Annotated in this window: 11 protein-coding genes; 7 read left to right on the forward strand and 4 right to left on the reverse strand. The window is 49.8% G+C overall.

Going from position 1 to position 16386, the window contains the following annotated elements; genetic code table 11:
• Together PPL9_RS33390 and PPL9_RS16550 are read right to left on the reverse strand one after the other, a co-directional pair.
• Positions 1-523 (reverse strand): glycosyltransferase family 39 protein (locus PPL9_RS33390; protein ID WP_208989426.1); only part of this gene is annotated, 523 nt, incomplete at its 3' end.
• Between the two features lie 85 nt (positions 524-608).
• The gene (locus tag PPL9_RS16550; RefSeq protein ID WP_057463739.1) at positions 609-1757 is read right to left on the reverse strand and encodes a glycosyltransferase family 2 protein; all 1149 of its coding nucleotides are present in this window, start codon (positions 1755-1757) and stop codon (positions 609-611) included.
• Between the two features lie 260 nt (positions 1758-2017).
• Here PPL9_RS16550 and hisS point away from each other — a divergent pair, with 260 nt between their 5' ends.
• From hisS to PPL9_RS16580, 6 genes are all read left to right on the forward strand, one after another.
• Complete coding sequence (gene hisS / locus PPL9_RS16555) at positions 2018-3538, forward strand: histidine--tRNA ligase (RefSeq protein ID WP_057463740.1); 1521 nt, start codon at positions 2018-2020, stop codon at positions 3536-3538.
• Between the two features lies 1 nt (position 3539).
• Complete coding sequence (locus PPL9_RS16560) at positions 3540-4661, forward strand: ATP phosphoribosyltransferase regulatory subunit (protein ID WP_082596915.1); 1122 nt, start codon at positions 3540-3542, stop codon at positions 4659-4661.
• Positions 4661-5626, forward strand: a complete 966-nt coding sequence (gene hisG / locus PPL9_RS16565; protein WP_057463741.1) for an ATP phosphoribosyltransferase — start codon at positions 4661-4663, stop codon at positions 5624-5626. The genes PPL9_RS16560 and hisG overlap by 1 nt, the downstream gene beginning before the upstream one ends.
• A 257-nt stretch (positions 5627-5883) precedes the next feature.
• Positions 5884-11172: a calcium-binding protein gene (locus tag PPL9_RS16570; protein WP_057463742.1), complete on the forward strand. Its 5289-nt coding sequence runs from the start codon at positions 5884-5886 to the stop codon at positions 11170-11172.
• Between the two features lie 311 nt (positions 11173-11483).
• A complete protein-coding gene (locus tag PPL9_RS16575; RefSeq protein ID WP_057463743.1) occupies positions 11484-12854 on the forward strand; it encodes a calcium-binding protein in 1371 nt (456 codons plus the stop codon).
• A 207-nt stretch (positions 12855-13061) separates the two neighbouring features.
• A complete protein-coding gene (locus PPL9_RS16580; RefSeq protein WP_208989427.1) occupies positions 13062-13895 on the forward strand; it encodes a GNAT family N-acetyltransferase in 834 nt (277 codons plus the stop codon).
• 66 nt (positions 13896-13961) lie between these two features.
• Here the strand turns inward: PPL9_RS16580 and PPL9_RS16585 are convergent, their stop codons facing one another.
• Both PPL9_RS16585 and PPL9_RS16590 read right to left on the reverse strand, forming a co-directional pair.
• Positions 13962-14618 carry a DNA-3-methyladenine glycosylase I gene (locus PPL9_RS16585; RefSeq protein ID WP_082596930.1) on the reverse strand — a complete coding sequence of 219 codons (657 nt, stop codon included), beginning with the start codon at positions 14616-14618 and terminating at the stop codon, positions 13962-13964.
• Positions 14619-14772: 154 nt separating this feature from the next.
• Positions 14773-15522 carry a protein phosphatase CheZ gene (locus PPL9_RS16590; protein ID WP_057463744.1) on the reverse strand — a complete coding sequence of 250 codons (750 nt, stop codon included), beginning with the start codon at positions 15520-15522 and terminating at the stop codon, positions 14773-14775.
• Positions 15523-15971: 449 nt separating this feature from the next.
• Between PPL9_RS16590 and PPL9_RS34245 the strand changes: the two genes are divergently transcribed.
• The coding region (locus PPL9_RS34245; protein WP_244273407.1) for a L,D-transpeptidase at positions 15972-16386 on the forward strand (415 nt) is incomplete at its 3' end.

The raw sequence follows: 16386 nt of genomic DNA on the forward strand, positions 1-16386 counted from the left end.
AGTATTTTGAAAGAAGGCCTAATCCTGCGAAGATACCAGCGAGAATCCACCAGTTCGCATTTTTAGAAACCGTCAGCTCTGCCATGGCCCACAAAGCCAGTCCCCAGAAGAAAACAGAGGGTGCGTCAGGCGTAGCTAACAGTGAGCCGACACCAATCAGCAAACTTGCGTTGAAAAACAGGACTGTCCAGCCAGCGACATGGGTATCATACAGGATTTTTGCAGTTCGCCAGAGCGCAAGGGAACCGATTGCAGCAGACAGGATACTGATGAAGCGAACGCCAAGTGCCGTGTCACCGAACAAGGATTGACCAAGCCAGATCCAGTAAGCGACCATTGGCGGGTGGTCGTAATAACCCAATGCAGGATACAGCCCCCACAAACGATAGTAGGCTTCATCCTCAACCAGATCGACATTCATACCAGTTGCCAGCCGTGCCAAAGACAGCGCGGCGACAATCAGGATCAGATTGGTCGGGCGCAACCAAAAGCTCAGCGGCTTTCCTGTGGGATTGTCCTGCATTTAAATGCTTTCCTCAAAGTGCTTTAACTTTGGTTTTCTGCGTTTCTTCCTGTGAAAAGCTTCTCTCACTATTCGAAGAAACGCTTTAGCCTTTGCGCCATGTCAGAGCGTTGGAAACAACGTAGTTCCAAACCGCGCCCATAACAGCGCCTGCAGCACCAGCAAACCACCAGATTGGTTTGTTCGTGTAGATCAACTCTGCCACACCAACGTTTGCCAAAATACCAAAGCTACAGATCACATAGAATGTGAGCAGACCTTTGATCCACGCAAGCCCTGTCAAACGACGGTCGCGATAGGTCAGGCGGTTGTTGAGGAAAAAGTTTGAGGACATGGCCACAAAGGTTGCAACCAACTGAGAGAGGCCAAATGGCATGCCGAAGGCGGCAAGGAAGATCTTCAATGCGATAAGGTGAACGACGACACCTGTTCCACCGACCATGGAGTACATAAGAAAGCGAACTGAAATCTTATCATCGAAGATTTTGGAAACCAGCAAACCAAGGTAATCCATGGTCACTAGTGTATCGAGCTTACTTTCACCATGCTGACGCTCACGAAAAACGAAAGGCAGTTCTTTCACACGCAGAGCGCCTTTTCCGCTGGCGACAATATCGAGCATGATCTTGAAGCCTTGGGACGACAAACGCGGAGCCAGCTCCACAAACCTGTCACGACGCAGCATGAAGAAGCCGCTCATCGGGTCGGACAGTTCCACTTTAAGAAACTTACGTGCCAGATTGTTGGCAAGGTTGGAGCCCCATGCACGAATTGAGGACAGACCCGTCCCAACATCCCCACCTTCCACATGGCGGGAGGCAACGCAGATGTCGTAGCTTTCAGAACGAAGTGCTTCGAGCATCTTGGGCAACAGGCTCTCATCGTGCTGAAGGTCAGCATCCATGACAGCTACAAATTTAGAGCTGGAGGCCAGCATGCCTTCAATGCATGCGCCGGACAAACCACGACGGCCAATACGCTGAACAATGCGAACACGTGGGTCTTGCTGCGCAATGTCAGCAGTGACTTTAGAGGTTCCATCTGGAGAATTATCATCAACAACAATAACTTCCCAAGCTACACCAGCGAGCGCTTTGTCCAGCAGCTCAACCACGATGGGAACGTTTTTGCTTTCGTTATAAGTCGGCAATACAACAGTTAACTCTGCCGGACCTGTAACGCGACCTTCGGATTTGCTGATTTCAGTTGGTTCGTAGTTGGTGTTTGACACCATGATTTCTCCAGTGTGCAGACCTTCCTTTGCATGCGTAAGGGAATGGTCCTTCCATTTTTTGGGGCGACCTTAGCTTCTCTTGACGCTATTGCAAGTATTGATTGGGAAATTTGCGCCGGATTGCACCCGCTTCGCGCCTTGCCCTCCCCTGCTCAATGGGCTAGGAGACAGACAACAGCATGCTTCCCTTGGTGCGTTCTGCGGACTTATTGCGGGAAGCGTTTGCAACAACCCTTTTATTTCATGGATGAGACGGCCTCATGGCAAAAAAGAAAAGTGCCAAGCTCAAAGCTCGTTTACCGCGTGGATTTGTAGATCGTGGTCCAGCTGAACTGCAGGCGATGGAGCAGATGCTCTCCGTTATCAAGCAGACTTATGAGCTTTACGGCTTTGAGCCCGTGGAAACTCCAATGTTCGAGTACACTGATGCTCTTGGCAAGTTCTTGCCAGATCAGGACCGTCCGAACGCTGGTGTGTTTTCGCTACAAGATGATGACGAGCAATGGATGAGCCTGCGGTACGACCTGACCGCGCCCCTCGCCCGTCATGTGGCCGAGAATTTCGAAAGCCTGCCAAAGCCTTACCGCAGCTACCGCGCTGGTTATGTATTCCGCAACGAAAAGCCTGGACCGGGTCGTTTCCGCCAGTTCATGCAGTTTGATGCGGATACGATTGGTGCGCCTTCTGTCTCTGCTGATGCTGAAATCTGTATGATGGCGTCCGACACCATGGAGCGCCTCGGTATTGCTCGTGGTGACTATGTGATCCGCGTGAACAACCGCAAAGTTCTGGACGGTGTGATGGAAGTGATCGGCCTTGCCGGTGACGAACACGCTGCAACCCGTCTGACCGTTCTACGGGCTGTCGATAAACTGGATCGTCTTGGTGTTGAAGGCGTTAAGCTGCTTTTGGGTGAAGGCCGTAAAGATGCTTCCGGTGACTTTACCAAGGGTGCTGGCCTTGGCGAAGCGGAAGCGGAAAAGGTTCTTGCCTTTGTGGAAGCTGGTGGCGAGACCACCGACCAGACCATCGAGAACCTTCGTGGTTTGATCGCAGACAGCAAAACTGGTGCGGAAGGCGTTGAAGAACTGGCAACCATGGGCAAGCTGTTTGATGCAGCAGGCTACACTGATGGCCGTGTTCTGATTGATCCATCCGTTGTGCGCGGTCTGGAATACTACACCGGCCCTGTTTATGAAGCTGAGCTGACCTTTGAAGTGAAAGACGATAAAGGCCGCCCTGTGCGCTTTGGCTCTGTTGGTGGTGGCGGGCGTTACGACGGCCTCGTTTCCCGCTTCATGAGCCAGCCTGTGCCTTCTACCGGCTTCTCTGTTGGTGTTTCCCGTTTGATGTCAGCACTCACTATGCTCGGCAAGCTTGGGCAGGAAGAAGTTGCAGGCCCAGTGGTTGTATGTGTGATGGACAAGGACGTTGACTCCCTTGCACATTACCAAGCCATGGTTCAGGAGCTTCGCACTGCTGGTATCCGCTCAGAAATGTATCAGGGCAACCCAAAGCAGTTTGGCAAGCAGCTGCAATATGCAGACAAACGCAATTCACCTTGTGCCATCATTCAAGGCTCGCAAGAGCGTGAAGAAGGCGAAATTCAAATCAAAGATCTCATTGAAGGCAAACGCCTTTCTGCCGAGATTGAAGATAACAAAACCTGGCGTGAGAGCCGTCCTGCACAGTTTGCTGTGAAGCGGGATGATCTTGTTGCAGAAGTGAAAAAGCTTCTGGCCGCACAGGAAGACGATCGCAAAAACCAAAGCGAGAACTAATATGACATTGGGGGATAACCGCAGCTTGGCTTTGAGCCAGCTTTTTCGGGATGCAGGTTATGAAGAGGCAACCCCGCCAATCTTACAGCCAGCCGATATCTTTTTAGATCTGGCTGGCGAAGATCTCCGGCGGCGCCTTTTCCTGACGACAGGGGAAGATGGACAAGAGCTTTGCTTGCGTCCTGATTTTACTATTCCGATTGCCCGACATTATCTGGAAACAGGTATCGCCGGTCGTACTGCGGCATTCTCCTATGTTGGGCAAGTTTTCCGACATCGACCCGGGCAACTGGGTGAAACCATGCAGGCTGGTGTTGAATCCATTGGCCGCGAGGATGAAGAACAAGCTGATGCGGATATGCTGGCGCTTGCCCTAGAGACTGCTGATAAGCTGGGCCTGTCCTCCCCTCGCATTCGAGTGGGCGATGAAGGCCTGTTTACAGCTGTTCTGCAAGCTCTTGAGATTCCAAAGGTTTGGCAGCGTCGTCTGCGTGATGTGTTTGGTGAGCGTGACCGGCTGGATCAGGTTATCACCCGAATGAGTGGTGTTGAAGCCAAGCCGGATGCGAAGCTGGGCTTCCTTGCTGCTCTTGAAGGACGTGACCCAGAAGCTGCTGTAGCTGTTGTTGAAGATGTGCTTTCACTTGCGGGTATTTCTGCAGTTGGTGGACGTACAGCTCACGAAATTGCTGAGCGCTTCATGGAGCAAGCCGCACTTTCTGCCGGGTCAGGCGTGGACAAGGACGTGATCTCGCGATTGAGCGAGTATCTGAACGTCTCTGGCCCACCACCTGCGAAAGCGGTTGAAACCTTGCATGGGTTCGCCAAAGAGACCGGGCTTAATCTGGATGCTTCCATTGAGCGTTTGGCGAAGCGTACCGAGTTGATGGCAGAGCGCGGCATTGACATTTCAAAGCTGGAGTACTCCGGTGATTTCGGTCGCCGTCTCGATTACTACACCGACTTTGTCTTTGAAATTCATCATGAATCCAGTGAGCATCTTGGACAGGTGATCGGTGGTGGTCGCTACAACAAGCTGGTAGAACGTCTTGGTGCGCCAAGTACTGTTCCTGCTGTTGGCTTTACAATCTGGCTGGACCGCGCTTTTGAGGGAGCAAGCTGATGAGCTCTAATCTTATTCTTGCGATACCGTCCAAAGGCCGCCTTCAGGAAATGACCCATGCATTCTTTGCGCGTGCCGGTTTGAAGGTGAAGCGTCCGGGTGGTGATCGCAATTACCGCGGAACCTTAAAGGGCGTGGATGGCGTTGAGATCGCTTTCCTTTCGGCCTCTGAGATCGCACGTGAGATTGCGGCTGGTACTGTTCACTTCGGTATCACCGGAACGGATCTAGTCAACGAGAACATCGACCGCCCCGAGGAGAAGACGCATATCATCACTGCCCTTGGCTTCGGCCATGCAGACGTTGTAATCGCTGTTCCGACGGCGTGGATTGACGTGTCCTCCATGTCCGATCTTGCTGATGTTGCTTCAGATTTTCGGGCGCGGCATGGTCGCCGCCTGCGTATTGCGACTAAGTATGTGAACCATACTCGGCAGTTCTTCGCGGAAAAAGGCATCGCGGATTACCGCATTGTTGAGAGCGCTGGCGCGACTGAAGGTGCACCTACTGCTGGTTCTGCTGAGCTGGTGGTGGACATCACCTCGACTGGCTCTACGCTGAAGGCTAACAATCTGAAAATCCCCGAGGATGGTGTGATCGCCAGGTCTCAGGCACACCTGGTGGCGTCCAGAACAGCCAACTGGAATGAGAGTGCTTTGCAGGCCGCCCGTTTGATGCTGGACCGGATCACGGCGCAGGATAACGCTCACAATTTCAAAGAGATGCGTACTGTTGTCGCAAATCCTGCAGGTGTACTGGAGAAGGTTGCCGCTCTTGGCTGTGTTGCACCGTTTGGCATTGAAGGTTCTTCTTTAGTCCTGCATTGCCCTGCTGCCAGAGTGCCTGAATGTGCAGACATGTTGCGCGAAGAAGGAGCACAAATGGTAACAGTGACACCGCTGGAGTATGTGTTCCACACAGCAAACCCGTTGTTTGAGCCTCTGGCACAAAAAGTCGCAGGCTAACACCTAAACCACTGAGAAATATTTTTGAACGCACCTCTGACCGGGGTGCGTTTTTTATTGCGCTGATTTGCGTTACTTGTGAGATTTCTGCGTGTTTATGTATCTATGACATACCTGCAGTAACTTCAAAATACTTATCCATCTAATTTATGTAAATTTGGCGATTTCTTTGAGTCACCTAGGCACAACCTTAAAGTGCATCTCTTATATGTGCTAAATGCACATATTTAAATATTTATGAAATTCGAGGAAAACAGATGGCTGCAGAGAAAATGCCTCTTGAAGGCGATAACAGCTACGGTTTCAAGCGTGGAATAGGCATCGACTATTTTGGAGGAGCGCCTGGAATCACTACCATTCGTTTTGATGGTGACCTCACACTAAGTGATTTCAAGATCCGCCTCGAAGGTGGCGATCTGGTATTCTATCTGATCGACCCGGCTAACCCGAACCAGCCGCTTAATGAGATTGCTGACGTTTTTTACTTTGATAATTGGATTGCTGGTGATCACGGCATCGAACGATTTGAATTTGCTGATGGGACGGCTTTCTCCAACCTGACGGTTTCAAGCAGTGGTTATGTCAAGTACTACGGCACAGATGGAAACGATATCTTTAATGGCACGTCTGCTGGCGAAGAAATCTATGGCAGTGCCGGTGCAGATATAATTGACGGTGGCGGCGGTAACAATGTCATCCGGTACAGCAATTCCACAGAAGGCGTATCTGTGAATCTGGACACAGGAGCAATGTCTGGTGGTGACGCGGAAGGCGATCAGCTTTCGAACATCAAAACAGTTTTCGGATCAAATCATGATGACGTGATTATTGGCGATGACAGCAATAACGGTCTCTATGCTCTTGACGGTGACGATCATCTGGAAGGCGGAGCTGGCGATGATTGGCTCAACGCTTATGGCTCTGGAGACAATTATCTCGATGGAGGCACAGGCAACGATACAGTTCGCTATCGCTGGTCCAAGTCCGCTGTCACAGTAAATCTCGTTGATCAGACAAAGAATGAAGGCGATGCGGACGGAGATACCCTTGTCTCCATTGAAAACGTTATGGGCAGCAACAGTTACGATGACCACATCACAGGCGATGCCGGTAATAACAAACTTTGGGGTTACGGTGGCGATGACACCCTGGACGGTGGCGACGGTAATGACACTCTGCTCGGTGGCAAGGGCAATGATATCCTCAAAGCCGGTAACGGAATTGATATCCTTGAAGGTGGCGCTGGAGACGATGAGTTCTACTACGGGGAAGGTACCACTACCTTCCGCTATGACCTTGGCGATGGCAACGACACCATTCACGTCAACCACGATGTAGTTACTTCCTATAATGACAAAGTGGTCTTTGGACCTGGCATATCTCCTGCTGACATCACAGTAGCGCGCCAAGGAGAAGGTACGGACAAGTACGGCAATGAACGCGACGATCTTGATCTCTTGCTGACATTCAAAGATGGCGGAACGTTACGTCTCAATAATGTTTTCCACCATGGACCAAATTACTTTACATTTGGAGAGTTCCACTTTGCTGACGGCACTGTTTGGAACTGGGAAAGCTTCAACAAGATGCGCTTTGAAAACGCTGGTGACGAAGATGAAGAACTCGCCGGCACTTTAGGGGATGACACTATTGATGGTCGCGGCGGAGACGATGATATCAATGGTTACTCTGGAGACGATCACCTTGTGGGTGGTGACGGAAACGATACTCTCAGAGGACATGAAGGAAATGATCACCTAGAAGGCGGTGATGGTGATGACAGACTAGAAAGTACCGCTGGTAACAATGTCCTTGATGGAGGTGCTGGTAACGACACAATCCTTAGCATCACTTATGGAGAGGATCAGATCTTAGGCGGAAGTGGCAACGACACAATACATGCAGCTACCGGCACCTCAGTTATCTCAGGAGGAACGGGAGATGATATCATTAACGTTTCCTCTGCAAAGGTCACCATCCGATACGATTTAGGTGATGGTAATGATACCGTTGATTTCTGGTATCCGGAAAAACTGAAGGAGGAAAATCACAAGGTCATTCTTGGTTCCGGTATTTCTCCGGACGAAGTTACAGTGACGCGTGCAAATGGCACACCTACCGATCTTCTACTGATTTTCAAAGACGGTGGAACCCTCAAGCTGAAATCTGTCATAGATTCAGATACCCTGCGTTTAAACTTCGGCGAAATCGAGTTTGCCGATGGCACTGTTTGGAACTGGGAAGTTATCAACGAGAAGCTTGCAGACAGTGCTGGTGAAGGTGAACCTGCTACCCGACTTACATTTCCAGACAGCGTCGACAACTTCTCTACCAATGCCTTAAACGACCATATCATTCACGCTGGTGGAGGTGATGATTATATTACAACTGGCGCAGGTGACGATAGTCTCTACGGGCAAGCTGGCAATGACACATTGATAGGTAGAACCGGCAATGACCTACTAGACGGCGGTGATGGAAACGACTCCATTATTGGTGGAAATGGCAATGACCAGCTAGACGGTGGTGATGGTGACGATACCCTCATTGGAGGTGCTGGCAATGACATCCTGAAAGCAGGGAATGGGAATGATACGCTAGAAGGCGGAACCGGAGACGATGAGTTCTATTATGGTAATGGCATCACCACCTTCCGATATGACCTTGGTGATGGCAACGACACCATCTACGTCAATCATTCAGAAGATGCGACGATAAACAATGAAAAAGTTGTTTTTGGTTCTGGTATCTCACCCGACGAAATCACTGTAACACAAGTGGGCGAAGGCATAGACCGACAAGGATTTCTTCGTGACGACCTTGATCTGCTTTTAACGTTTAAAGATGGCGGCACGTTGCTCATCAAAAACGCCTTTTACATTTATCCTACCGCGTACACGTTCAGTGAATTTCATTTCGCAGATGGCACAGTCTGGAATTGGGAAGCCATCAATCGGTTCTGCTTTGAAAATGCAAGTGATGACGATGACATACTGGCGGGCACTCTTGGTGATGACGTTATTCATGGCTTTGGCGGCGACGACAGGATTGAAGGTCTCCAGGGAAATGATCACCTCATAGGTGGCAAAGGAAACGACACTCTCAAAGACAACGACGGAGATAATCACCTTGAAGGAGGTGCTGGCAACGACAAGCTCACTGCAGTTCGTGGTAACAATATTCTTGATGGCGGAGAAGGCGACGACACCATCATCAGCGGGACTGAAGGAGAAAATCAGGTTATTGGAGGAGATGGCAACGATACTATACATGCCTACTACGGCACTTCGATTGTAGCAGGAGGAGCAGGTGAAGATACTACATGGGTCTATGGCGACACCGCAATAATAACAGGTGGAGAAGACAACGACACAACCTATGTGACGCGAGGTGCTGAAGTCACCATCCATTACAACTTGGGCGATGGCGATGATTTAGTAGAGTTTTGGGAGCCTGAAGATTTTAAAGACAAAAATAACAAAATAATTTTTGGGCCAGATGTCTTGCCTGATGAAGTTGCAATTGCACGGACATCATCTAATTCGGACAACATTATACTCACCTTTAAAGACGGCGGAACTCTGCTCCTCAGCGGAGTGATGGACCCTCAAAGCTTGCGGTTCACCATTGGAGAGATTGAGTTTGCTGATGGCACTGTGTGGACCTGGGAGGACATCAACCAGAAGCTGCTTGAGAATGTGAGTGAGGGGGACGATCTCCTAGGTGGCACCAACGGTGATGATGTGATCAACGGACTCGGCGGGAATGACACCATTTACGGTGAAGCCGGAGATGACCACCTGATTGGCGGAAAGGGAAATGATACCCTCAAAGGTGGAGATGGTGATGATTTGCTCGAAGCAGTTCATGGAGGCGATGATATCCTTGATGGCGGGAATGGCAATGACACTCTCCATGCCGGTTCGCCGGGTGCACAGTTGCTAGGTGGCAGTGGAGACGACATCTTCTACGTCTTCCATGGCGCATCTCACATTGCAGGTGGAAAGGACGATGACATCCTTCACTACTATGGTGGCGATATCACAGTTCACTATGGTCTTGGGGATGGTCATGATATTATTGATGCAAATAACCTGGCAGGTCCTGACAATAAGCTCATTTTTAACGCAGCCATCACTCCGGACGAAGTTCTCGTGAGTGATTCACTTGAGTTTACTTTTGCAGACGGTGGTACGTTACGTCTGGATGATGCCTTCTTCTCTTCAAGTCAAAAGATGTTATTCAACGAAGTTCAGTTTTCCGATGGAACAGTCTGGACCTGGGAAGACATCAATCAAAAGCTCATCGACAGTGCAGCAGCTCACGCGGTTAATCATGGAGCCGGTACTGGGAATGACACGATAACAGGTACTGTTGACGATGACATTATCAAGAGCCTTGCTGGTGATGATGTTGTCGACGGTGGGAACGGCAGAGACTTCATTTTTGGCGGCGATGGAAATGACACCATCAAAGGAGGAGATGGAAGCGACGTCCTGAGTGGTGATGCAGGAAATGACCACATTTCCGGTGAAGCAGGCGATGACAAGCTGCACGGTGGTGATGGTGACGACCAGATGTTTGGTGGAGACGGAAACGACAAACTCTATGGAGGTGACGGCAATGATCACCTGTATGGTGGAGACGGGGACGATCTACTAGACGGTGGCACAGGTGATAACATTCTTGATGGAGGAGATGGCGATGATGTCATGTCCGGTACTACACTAGGAAACAACACACTCCTTGGAGGTAATGGAAACGATAGTTTCTACAGCCTGGCTACTCCTACAAGCGACGTCATTACAACTATCGAAGGTGGAAGTGGTAACGATACTCTTCATTACTCTGGTGGTGAAGTTGTGTTCCATTATGACTTGGGTGACGGGAAAGACATCATCCATACCAAACACTTATGGACTGCAGAAAGCAAGATCGTATTTGGTGAAGGAATCACTCCAGATGACTTTAGTGTTGAACGCATCGGCGACAGCAGTTCATCTGACCTTCAATATCACTTCAAAGACGGAGGCACGCTGCTGATCGAGGATGCTTTCTCTTCAACTATAGGCCGACTGGCCTTTGGTGAGATTCAGTTCGCAGACGGTACTGTGTGGAACTGGGAAGACATCCACAAAAAGCTTCTGGAAAATGCAAGCGATAATGCCGACATCCTTTGGGGCACGAATGGTGATGACATCATCAACGGCCTCGGCGGAAATGACATTATTGACGCAGTGAACGGTGAAAATCAGATTTCCGGCGGTACTGGAGATGATACTATTACTTGCGGCGAATACATTGATACAATCATTTTTGGCGCAAACTTTGGGAATGATACAATCATCGATTTTCAGGCGGCCCAAGGCTTCCGCGACACCATACAGTTCACAGATGGTGTGTTTGAGACCTTCGAGGATGTGATCTCTGCGGCTCGTTATGAAGAAGGTAATACTATCATTCAATTAGATGAAGACAACTCTATTACTCTTCAGAACTTCGTTGTTGCTGGTCTTCATGCTGATGATTTTAGCTTTATCTCTTAACTTTTGCGTATAGCACTAAACTTCGAAGCCTCGGTACTACCGTGCCGGGGCTTTTTCGTAACCACATGCTGAACGTTATGACGAGAATATCTCCAGCCGTTTGAATAGTCTTTACATCCTAAGTTGCGGTACCTTTACAAAAATACTTCCATATAAGTTATTTTGAATTTTAGCATTTATTCAAATCAACAAGACTGAGCATTTGCATTTCTTATCTAACTCTGGGTCAGCCATGCGCAATCATGAGCTGCATAAATATTATGTGCAATCTGCACATTCTTATAACTTTATGAAACTCGAGGATTGTGGCCATGAATATCCAACTCGGAAGTGGCAATGAGAACTATTCTACTACTAGTTCTGAAGACCATCTTGTTTTAGCCGGTGCAGGCAACGACACTATTGTAACTGCTGCAGGCGATGATCAACTCTACGGAGAAGAAGGTGACGACTACCTAGACGGAGGTAGTGGCGATGACATTTTGTCTGGTGGCGCCGGGCACAACACTTTCTTCTTTGACAGAGGCTATGACAAAGACGTTATTACTGACACTTCGGGCGATGATACTGTTCAGTTTGGCTCAGATATTACATTGGATCATATCAGAGTTGTCGCAGGCGGATCTGAAAATCAGGACCTCCTAATCTACCTCATCGATCCAGAAAATCCGGATAAACCGCTCGATGAGATTACCGATATTCTAACAATCCGAAACGGAGCGTTCGATACCTCTCCATCAATGCAGTTTAAGTTTGCGGATGGCACGACCCTCTCTAACATCGCACTTAAAGAAGATGGACGTGCGAAACATTATGGCACTGCCGGAGATGATAATTTCATCGGTAGTACTGGCAGAGATGAAGTCTATGGTAGTGCTGGAGCAGACACAATTGATGGTAAAGAGGGCCATAATATTGTGAACTACCTTCTTTCAACTGAAGGTGTATCAGTGAACCTCGATACAGGCGTGATGACTGGTGGTTTTGCTGAAGGTGACCAGCTCACCAATATTGATGCCATTATTGGTAGTTGGTATGACGATGTTCTGATCGGCGATGACAACGACAACTACTTATTTGCTCAAGCCGGTAACGACCATCTGGAAGGCGGCGCGGGAGACGATGAGCTGAATGCGTATGCCGATGGTTCCGACTATCTCGATGGTGGTGAAGGCAATGATACTGTCCGCTACCGTTGGTCCAGCTCTGCTGTCACAGTGGATCTAACAGATCAGTCCAATAACACCGGTGATGCAGCAGGAGATGTTTATGTCTCTATCGAAAACATTATGGGCACTGACAAGCATAGCGACCACTTAACTGGTGATGCAAACGCCAACAAGATTCATGGATACGGCGGTGATGACACCATCTTCGCTGGAGCTGGGGATGATACTATCATCGCAGGTGATGGTGATGATGTGGTTGAAGGTGGTGCTGGGGACGATGCATTCTTCTTCAGATCAGATTTCGGCAACGACATCATCACAGACTTCACCACAGGTGCCGGTTCTGAGGATGTGATCCAGTTCGCTGCTACATTCGAAAGCGTAGCAGAAGTGCTTGCTGCGGCAAGTGTTGTTGGTGCGGATACTGTTATCTATGTCAATGATGACACTTCAATCACGCTGCAGAATGTTTCTGTAGCTGATCTCCATGCTGACGATTTTGCATTCGTTTAAGTGGTGGTGAATTAGACCAATATGAGGCCTCGGCGTGTATTCGCCGGGGCTTTTTTGTATTTCGCTCTGCTGATCTCATGTTTGACAGTAGCGGATGAGTGACAGGACGCTTGGTTCTGCTTTGATGGGGTGTCTTGCCCTTGTGGGCGTTGAGTTGTTTCAATAGCTTCATGCTGATTGAAAGCAGGATGACTTGAAGGACGCGGTGTGGGCAACGAGCAGGAAATAGCGAAGACGCTGGGGGTACGCAGTGATCTTCTTGTGGAACGGAGCGTTAGTGAGGTTGAGGTTCATCCAGACCGGATCATATTGCACATACCGGAAGAGCCTCATTACTGGGCTGGCAACATGGTGTTCTTCCGGGGTGACAAGGTTGAACCAGAAAAGCAGATTGCTCAGTTTCGTAAGGACCTTCCTGAGGCTGCGCATACAATGTTCGGTTGGGATACGCCTGACATGACGATTTGGGCTGCACATACGCCTTTATCTGATCTTGGATACAAGCTGGAACAGATCGATGTGCTGAGTTTGACCGGGCCTCTTAATCGCGCATCTGTGCCGGATGGGATCGATATCCGTCCTGTTCAGACTGATGAAGACTGGGAGCAAGTCATCGCGCTCCAAATCGACACTGCTGTTGATCAGGGCTATGACCGAGACAGTTTCGGGACCTATGTGCAGAGACGCTTTGAGAGCCGTCGCCGCCAGGTTAAAGCAGGACTAGCGAACTGGTTTGGTGCCTTTGATGGGGATCTCTTGGTTGCAGATCTGGGTATCTATACCGATGCAGCTGTTTCGCGTTTTCAGGAAGTTGAGACACGGCCCAGCCATCGCAGGCGGGGCATATGTGCGGCTCTCGTTACCGCTGGTGTCGATTGGGCTAAGGCGCAGGCACCTGCTACCATACCTGTCTTACAAGCTCACAGTGACGGCCCGGCAGGCCGGATCTATCGGCGTTGTGGCTTTGAGCATCGCGAAACGCTTGTTCTTGCGATCCTTCCACCCCAAGGCACCTTTGAGCGTCCGGCTGACACTGCATAGCAATCGTACGAGGTGACTGGTGCATTAAGCCCCCTCACCTCATCATCCATTTCAGCAGAACTTCTACTAGCTCTTCACAGGTCGCACCAAAGCCTCGCGCTTGGCCTCAACGATGTCCCGGCAGCAGCAGCCTTCGAGGTGGTCATTGACCATGCCCATAGCTTGCATGAAGGCGTAGACGGTGGTTGGGCCGACGAAGGACCAGCCGCGTTTTTTGAGATCTTTGGAGATGGCCGTGGAGATTTCGGTTTTGCCGAGCGTCTTCAGGTTGGCGTAGTCACAGACCTCAGGGCGTTGGTCTGCGGCTGGTTCCCACTTCCAGAAGTAAGCTGCGAGTGAACCGAACTCTTCACGCATTTCCAGTGCACGGTTGGCGTTGTTGATGGTGGAATTGATCTTGCCGCGGTGGCGGATGATGCCGGCATCCTGAACAAGGCGTTCGATATCATTTTGTGTGAACTTTGCAACTTTCTCAAAGTCAAAACCTGCAAAACCGGCGCGGAATTTCTCGCGTTTACGCAGAATAGTGATCCAAGACAGGCCTGACTGGAAACCTTCAAGGCAGATCTTTTCAAAGAGGCGGATGTCGTTGGTGACCGGATGCCCCCACTCATCGTCATGATAGGCCTGATAGAATGGATCTCCCCCATGCCACCAGCAGCGGTCTTTGCCATCTTCTCCGCGGATCAGTCCTTCAGCAATCGGTGTTGAGTTCTGGTCCATTGCCTTGCCCTTCTTGGTCAATTGTCTTTGCGGGGTCTTGTTGGCGCCCATCAGTCACCCTCACTAACCCGCTCAAAATGTTTATGTTATGTTCTCTTATAAAGCATTGGCTTGCCAAAATAGCAAGCCATCTGCATATCACTTTTCGGAAAGATCAATCGAACAAAGCGTCAATATCATCCTGTGTCACGGTACCAGCTTCCACATCCAAAGCCGGACCATGAAGCAGTGCGGAATCATCGCCCTCTTTATCAGAGGCAATACGATCACTGATCTCCTTGAAGCTTTCAATACCGCCCCATATCTCAATCATACGGATGATGCGCTCTTCGACGAATGACAAGGTGTTCACCACCTTGCTGATGCGCTGGCCAGTCAGATCCTGGAAGTTACAGGCTTCAAAGATCGAAACCACCTGCTCGTGAATGTCAGTGACAAGGCCTTCATGCTCACTTGGGACCATTGGCATGACGGTTGCCGCGCTCTGGTCGATGACCTCAGCTGCGGTCAGGATTTGTTCAGTCGCCCCTTCGGTGCCGGATACAATCGCGCCCAGCTCCAATGTCACGCGGCCACGCTCGTCATTGTCGACGCTGGCCTTGTTGTGAAGAGCAGCAATTTCATTCTTGGTCTCAGCGATTGCCTGATAAATCGCATCCAGCTCACCCTTGAGCTTTGCGGCCTCACCGATTTCCTCACGCAGTTCTTCTGCGACGCGTCGGGACAGTTCTTGTGGGTCAGTTGACGGAGATCCTACCAACTCTTTCAAGCTGGCAATTTCTTCCATGATCTGCTGGTGACGCAACTCTTCACCATTGTCCTGAATCGGAGTGCTTACTTCGGTGCGTTTGCTACGCACTCCGAACTGAGCCTCTGCACGAAAGGTTTTTCTTACAACTGACATCCCAACCCCGAACTCATGAAGCTAATACGCTTCCTAATGAGGACCACACCGTCGCTACTCCTGTCCGGCGATGCACCCTCTTTTGTTTTCCGCCCTTTCTTCGCAAACTGGCACAGGCTTACGAAGACAGGCTCTCAATTACAGGTTTTAAATAGCAATCCCGGTCACAAGACGCGTCCATGCACCCATAAGTAAGATGGGCACGATTCGCACTCCTGCACGCCGGTCACTACTCACATACTTCTTAGAGTGTTAATTATTACCTTAGATTTATCAGCATTGATTTTTAAGAATAAATTCGACGATTGGCCGCATAACCCAGTAACAATTGATTAACCTTAGTTTGAACTAGCATTAATTACATTGTTAATTTTAACAATTATTAGAACTGCAACTCCTAGTTTTCCCGGAGGGCATCGGGTCATTGGCAAGGTCCAGAGGAGTGTGGAATGTTTGGAGCAACGGCAAAAAGCAAAGCAAACTGGTTTGTTACTTTGTTCGGCGTGGGTAGCTTGGTTTGTGCGTTTGGTACTGCTGCGCAAGCAGAGTACAAGCCGCGCGCCTCTGCACCTCCACTTGTCCTTAGCCCTGATCTTGCAAATCCGTGGGTTGTGCAAATCCCGCGATCCCAAGCCAAGGCTGTCCGGAACCTTCGTGGATCTGCAAAACAAGCAAGACGGCCGCGTACGACATCAAAGCGGTACGATCGCCGTGTTCCCAAACAATTCTTGCCGACAACTGTGAGCTACAACACCTCGTATTCACCGGGATCTGTCGTGATCGATACGACATCACGATATCTTTACCTGGTGCAAAGCAATGGCAAGGCCCGCCGTTATGGCGTGGGCGTTGGCCGTCCAGGTT

The sequence above is a fragment of the Pseudovibrio sp. POLY-S9 genome, from assembly GCF_001431305.1.
Lineage (GTDB): Bacteria > Pseudomonadota > Alphaproteobacteria > Rhizobiales > Stappiaceae > Pseudovibrio.

What these genes read in the sequence shown, in the direction of transcription:
- PPL9_RS16550 (WP_057463739.1), bottom strand. Translation starts at nt 1,757, where the DNA reads ATGGTGTCAAACACCAACTACGAACCAACTGAAATCAGCAAATCCGAA.
- hisS (WP_057463740.1), top strand. Translation starts at nt 2,018, where the DNA reads ATGGCAAAAAAGAAAAGTGCCAAGCTCAAAGCTCGTTTACCGCGTGGA.
- PPL9_RS16560 (WP_082596915.1), top strand. Translation starts at nt 3,540, where the DNA reads ATGACATTGGGGGATAACCGCAGCTTGGCTTTGAGCCAGCTTTTTCGG.
- hisG (WP_057463741.1), top strand. Translation starts at nt 4,661, where the DNA reads ATGAGCTCTAATCTTATTCTTGCGATACCGTCCAAAGGCCGCCTTCAG.
- PPL9_RS16570 (WP_057463742.1), top strand. Translation starts at nt 5,884, where the DNA reads ATGGCTGCAGAGAAAATGCCTCTTGAAGGCGATAACAGCTACGGTTTC.
- PPL9_RS16575 (WP_057463743.1), top strand. Translation starts at nt 11,484, where the DNA reads ATGAATATCCAACTCGGAAGTGGCAATGAGAACTATTCTACTACTAGT.
- PPL9_RS16585 (WP_082596930.1), bottom strand. Translation starts at nt 14,618, where the DNA reads ATGGACCAGAACTCAACACCGATTGCTGAAGGACTGATCCGCGGAGAA.
- PPL9_RS16590 (WP_057463744.1), bottom strand. Translation starts at nt 15,522, where the DNA reads ATGTCAGTTGTAAGAAAAACCTTTCGTGCAGAGGCTCAGTTCGGAGTG.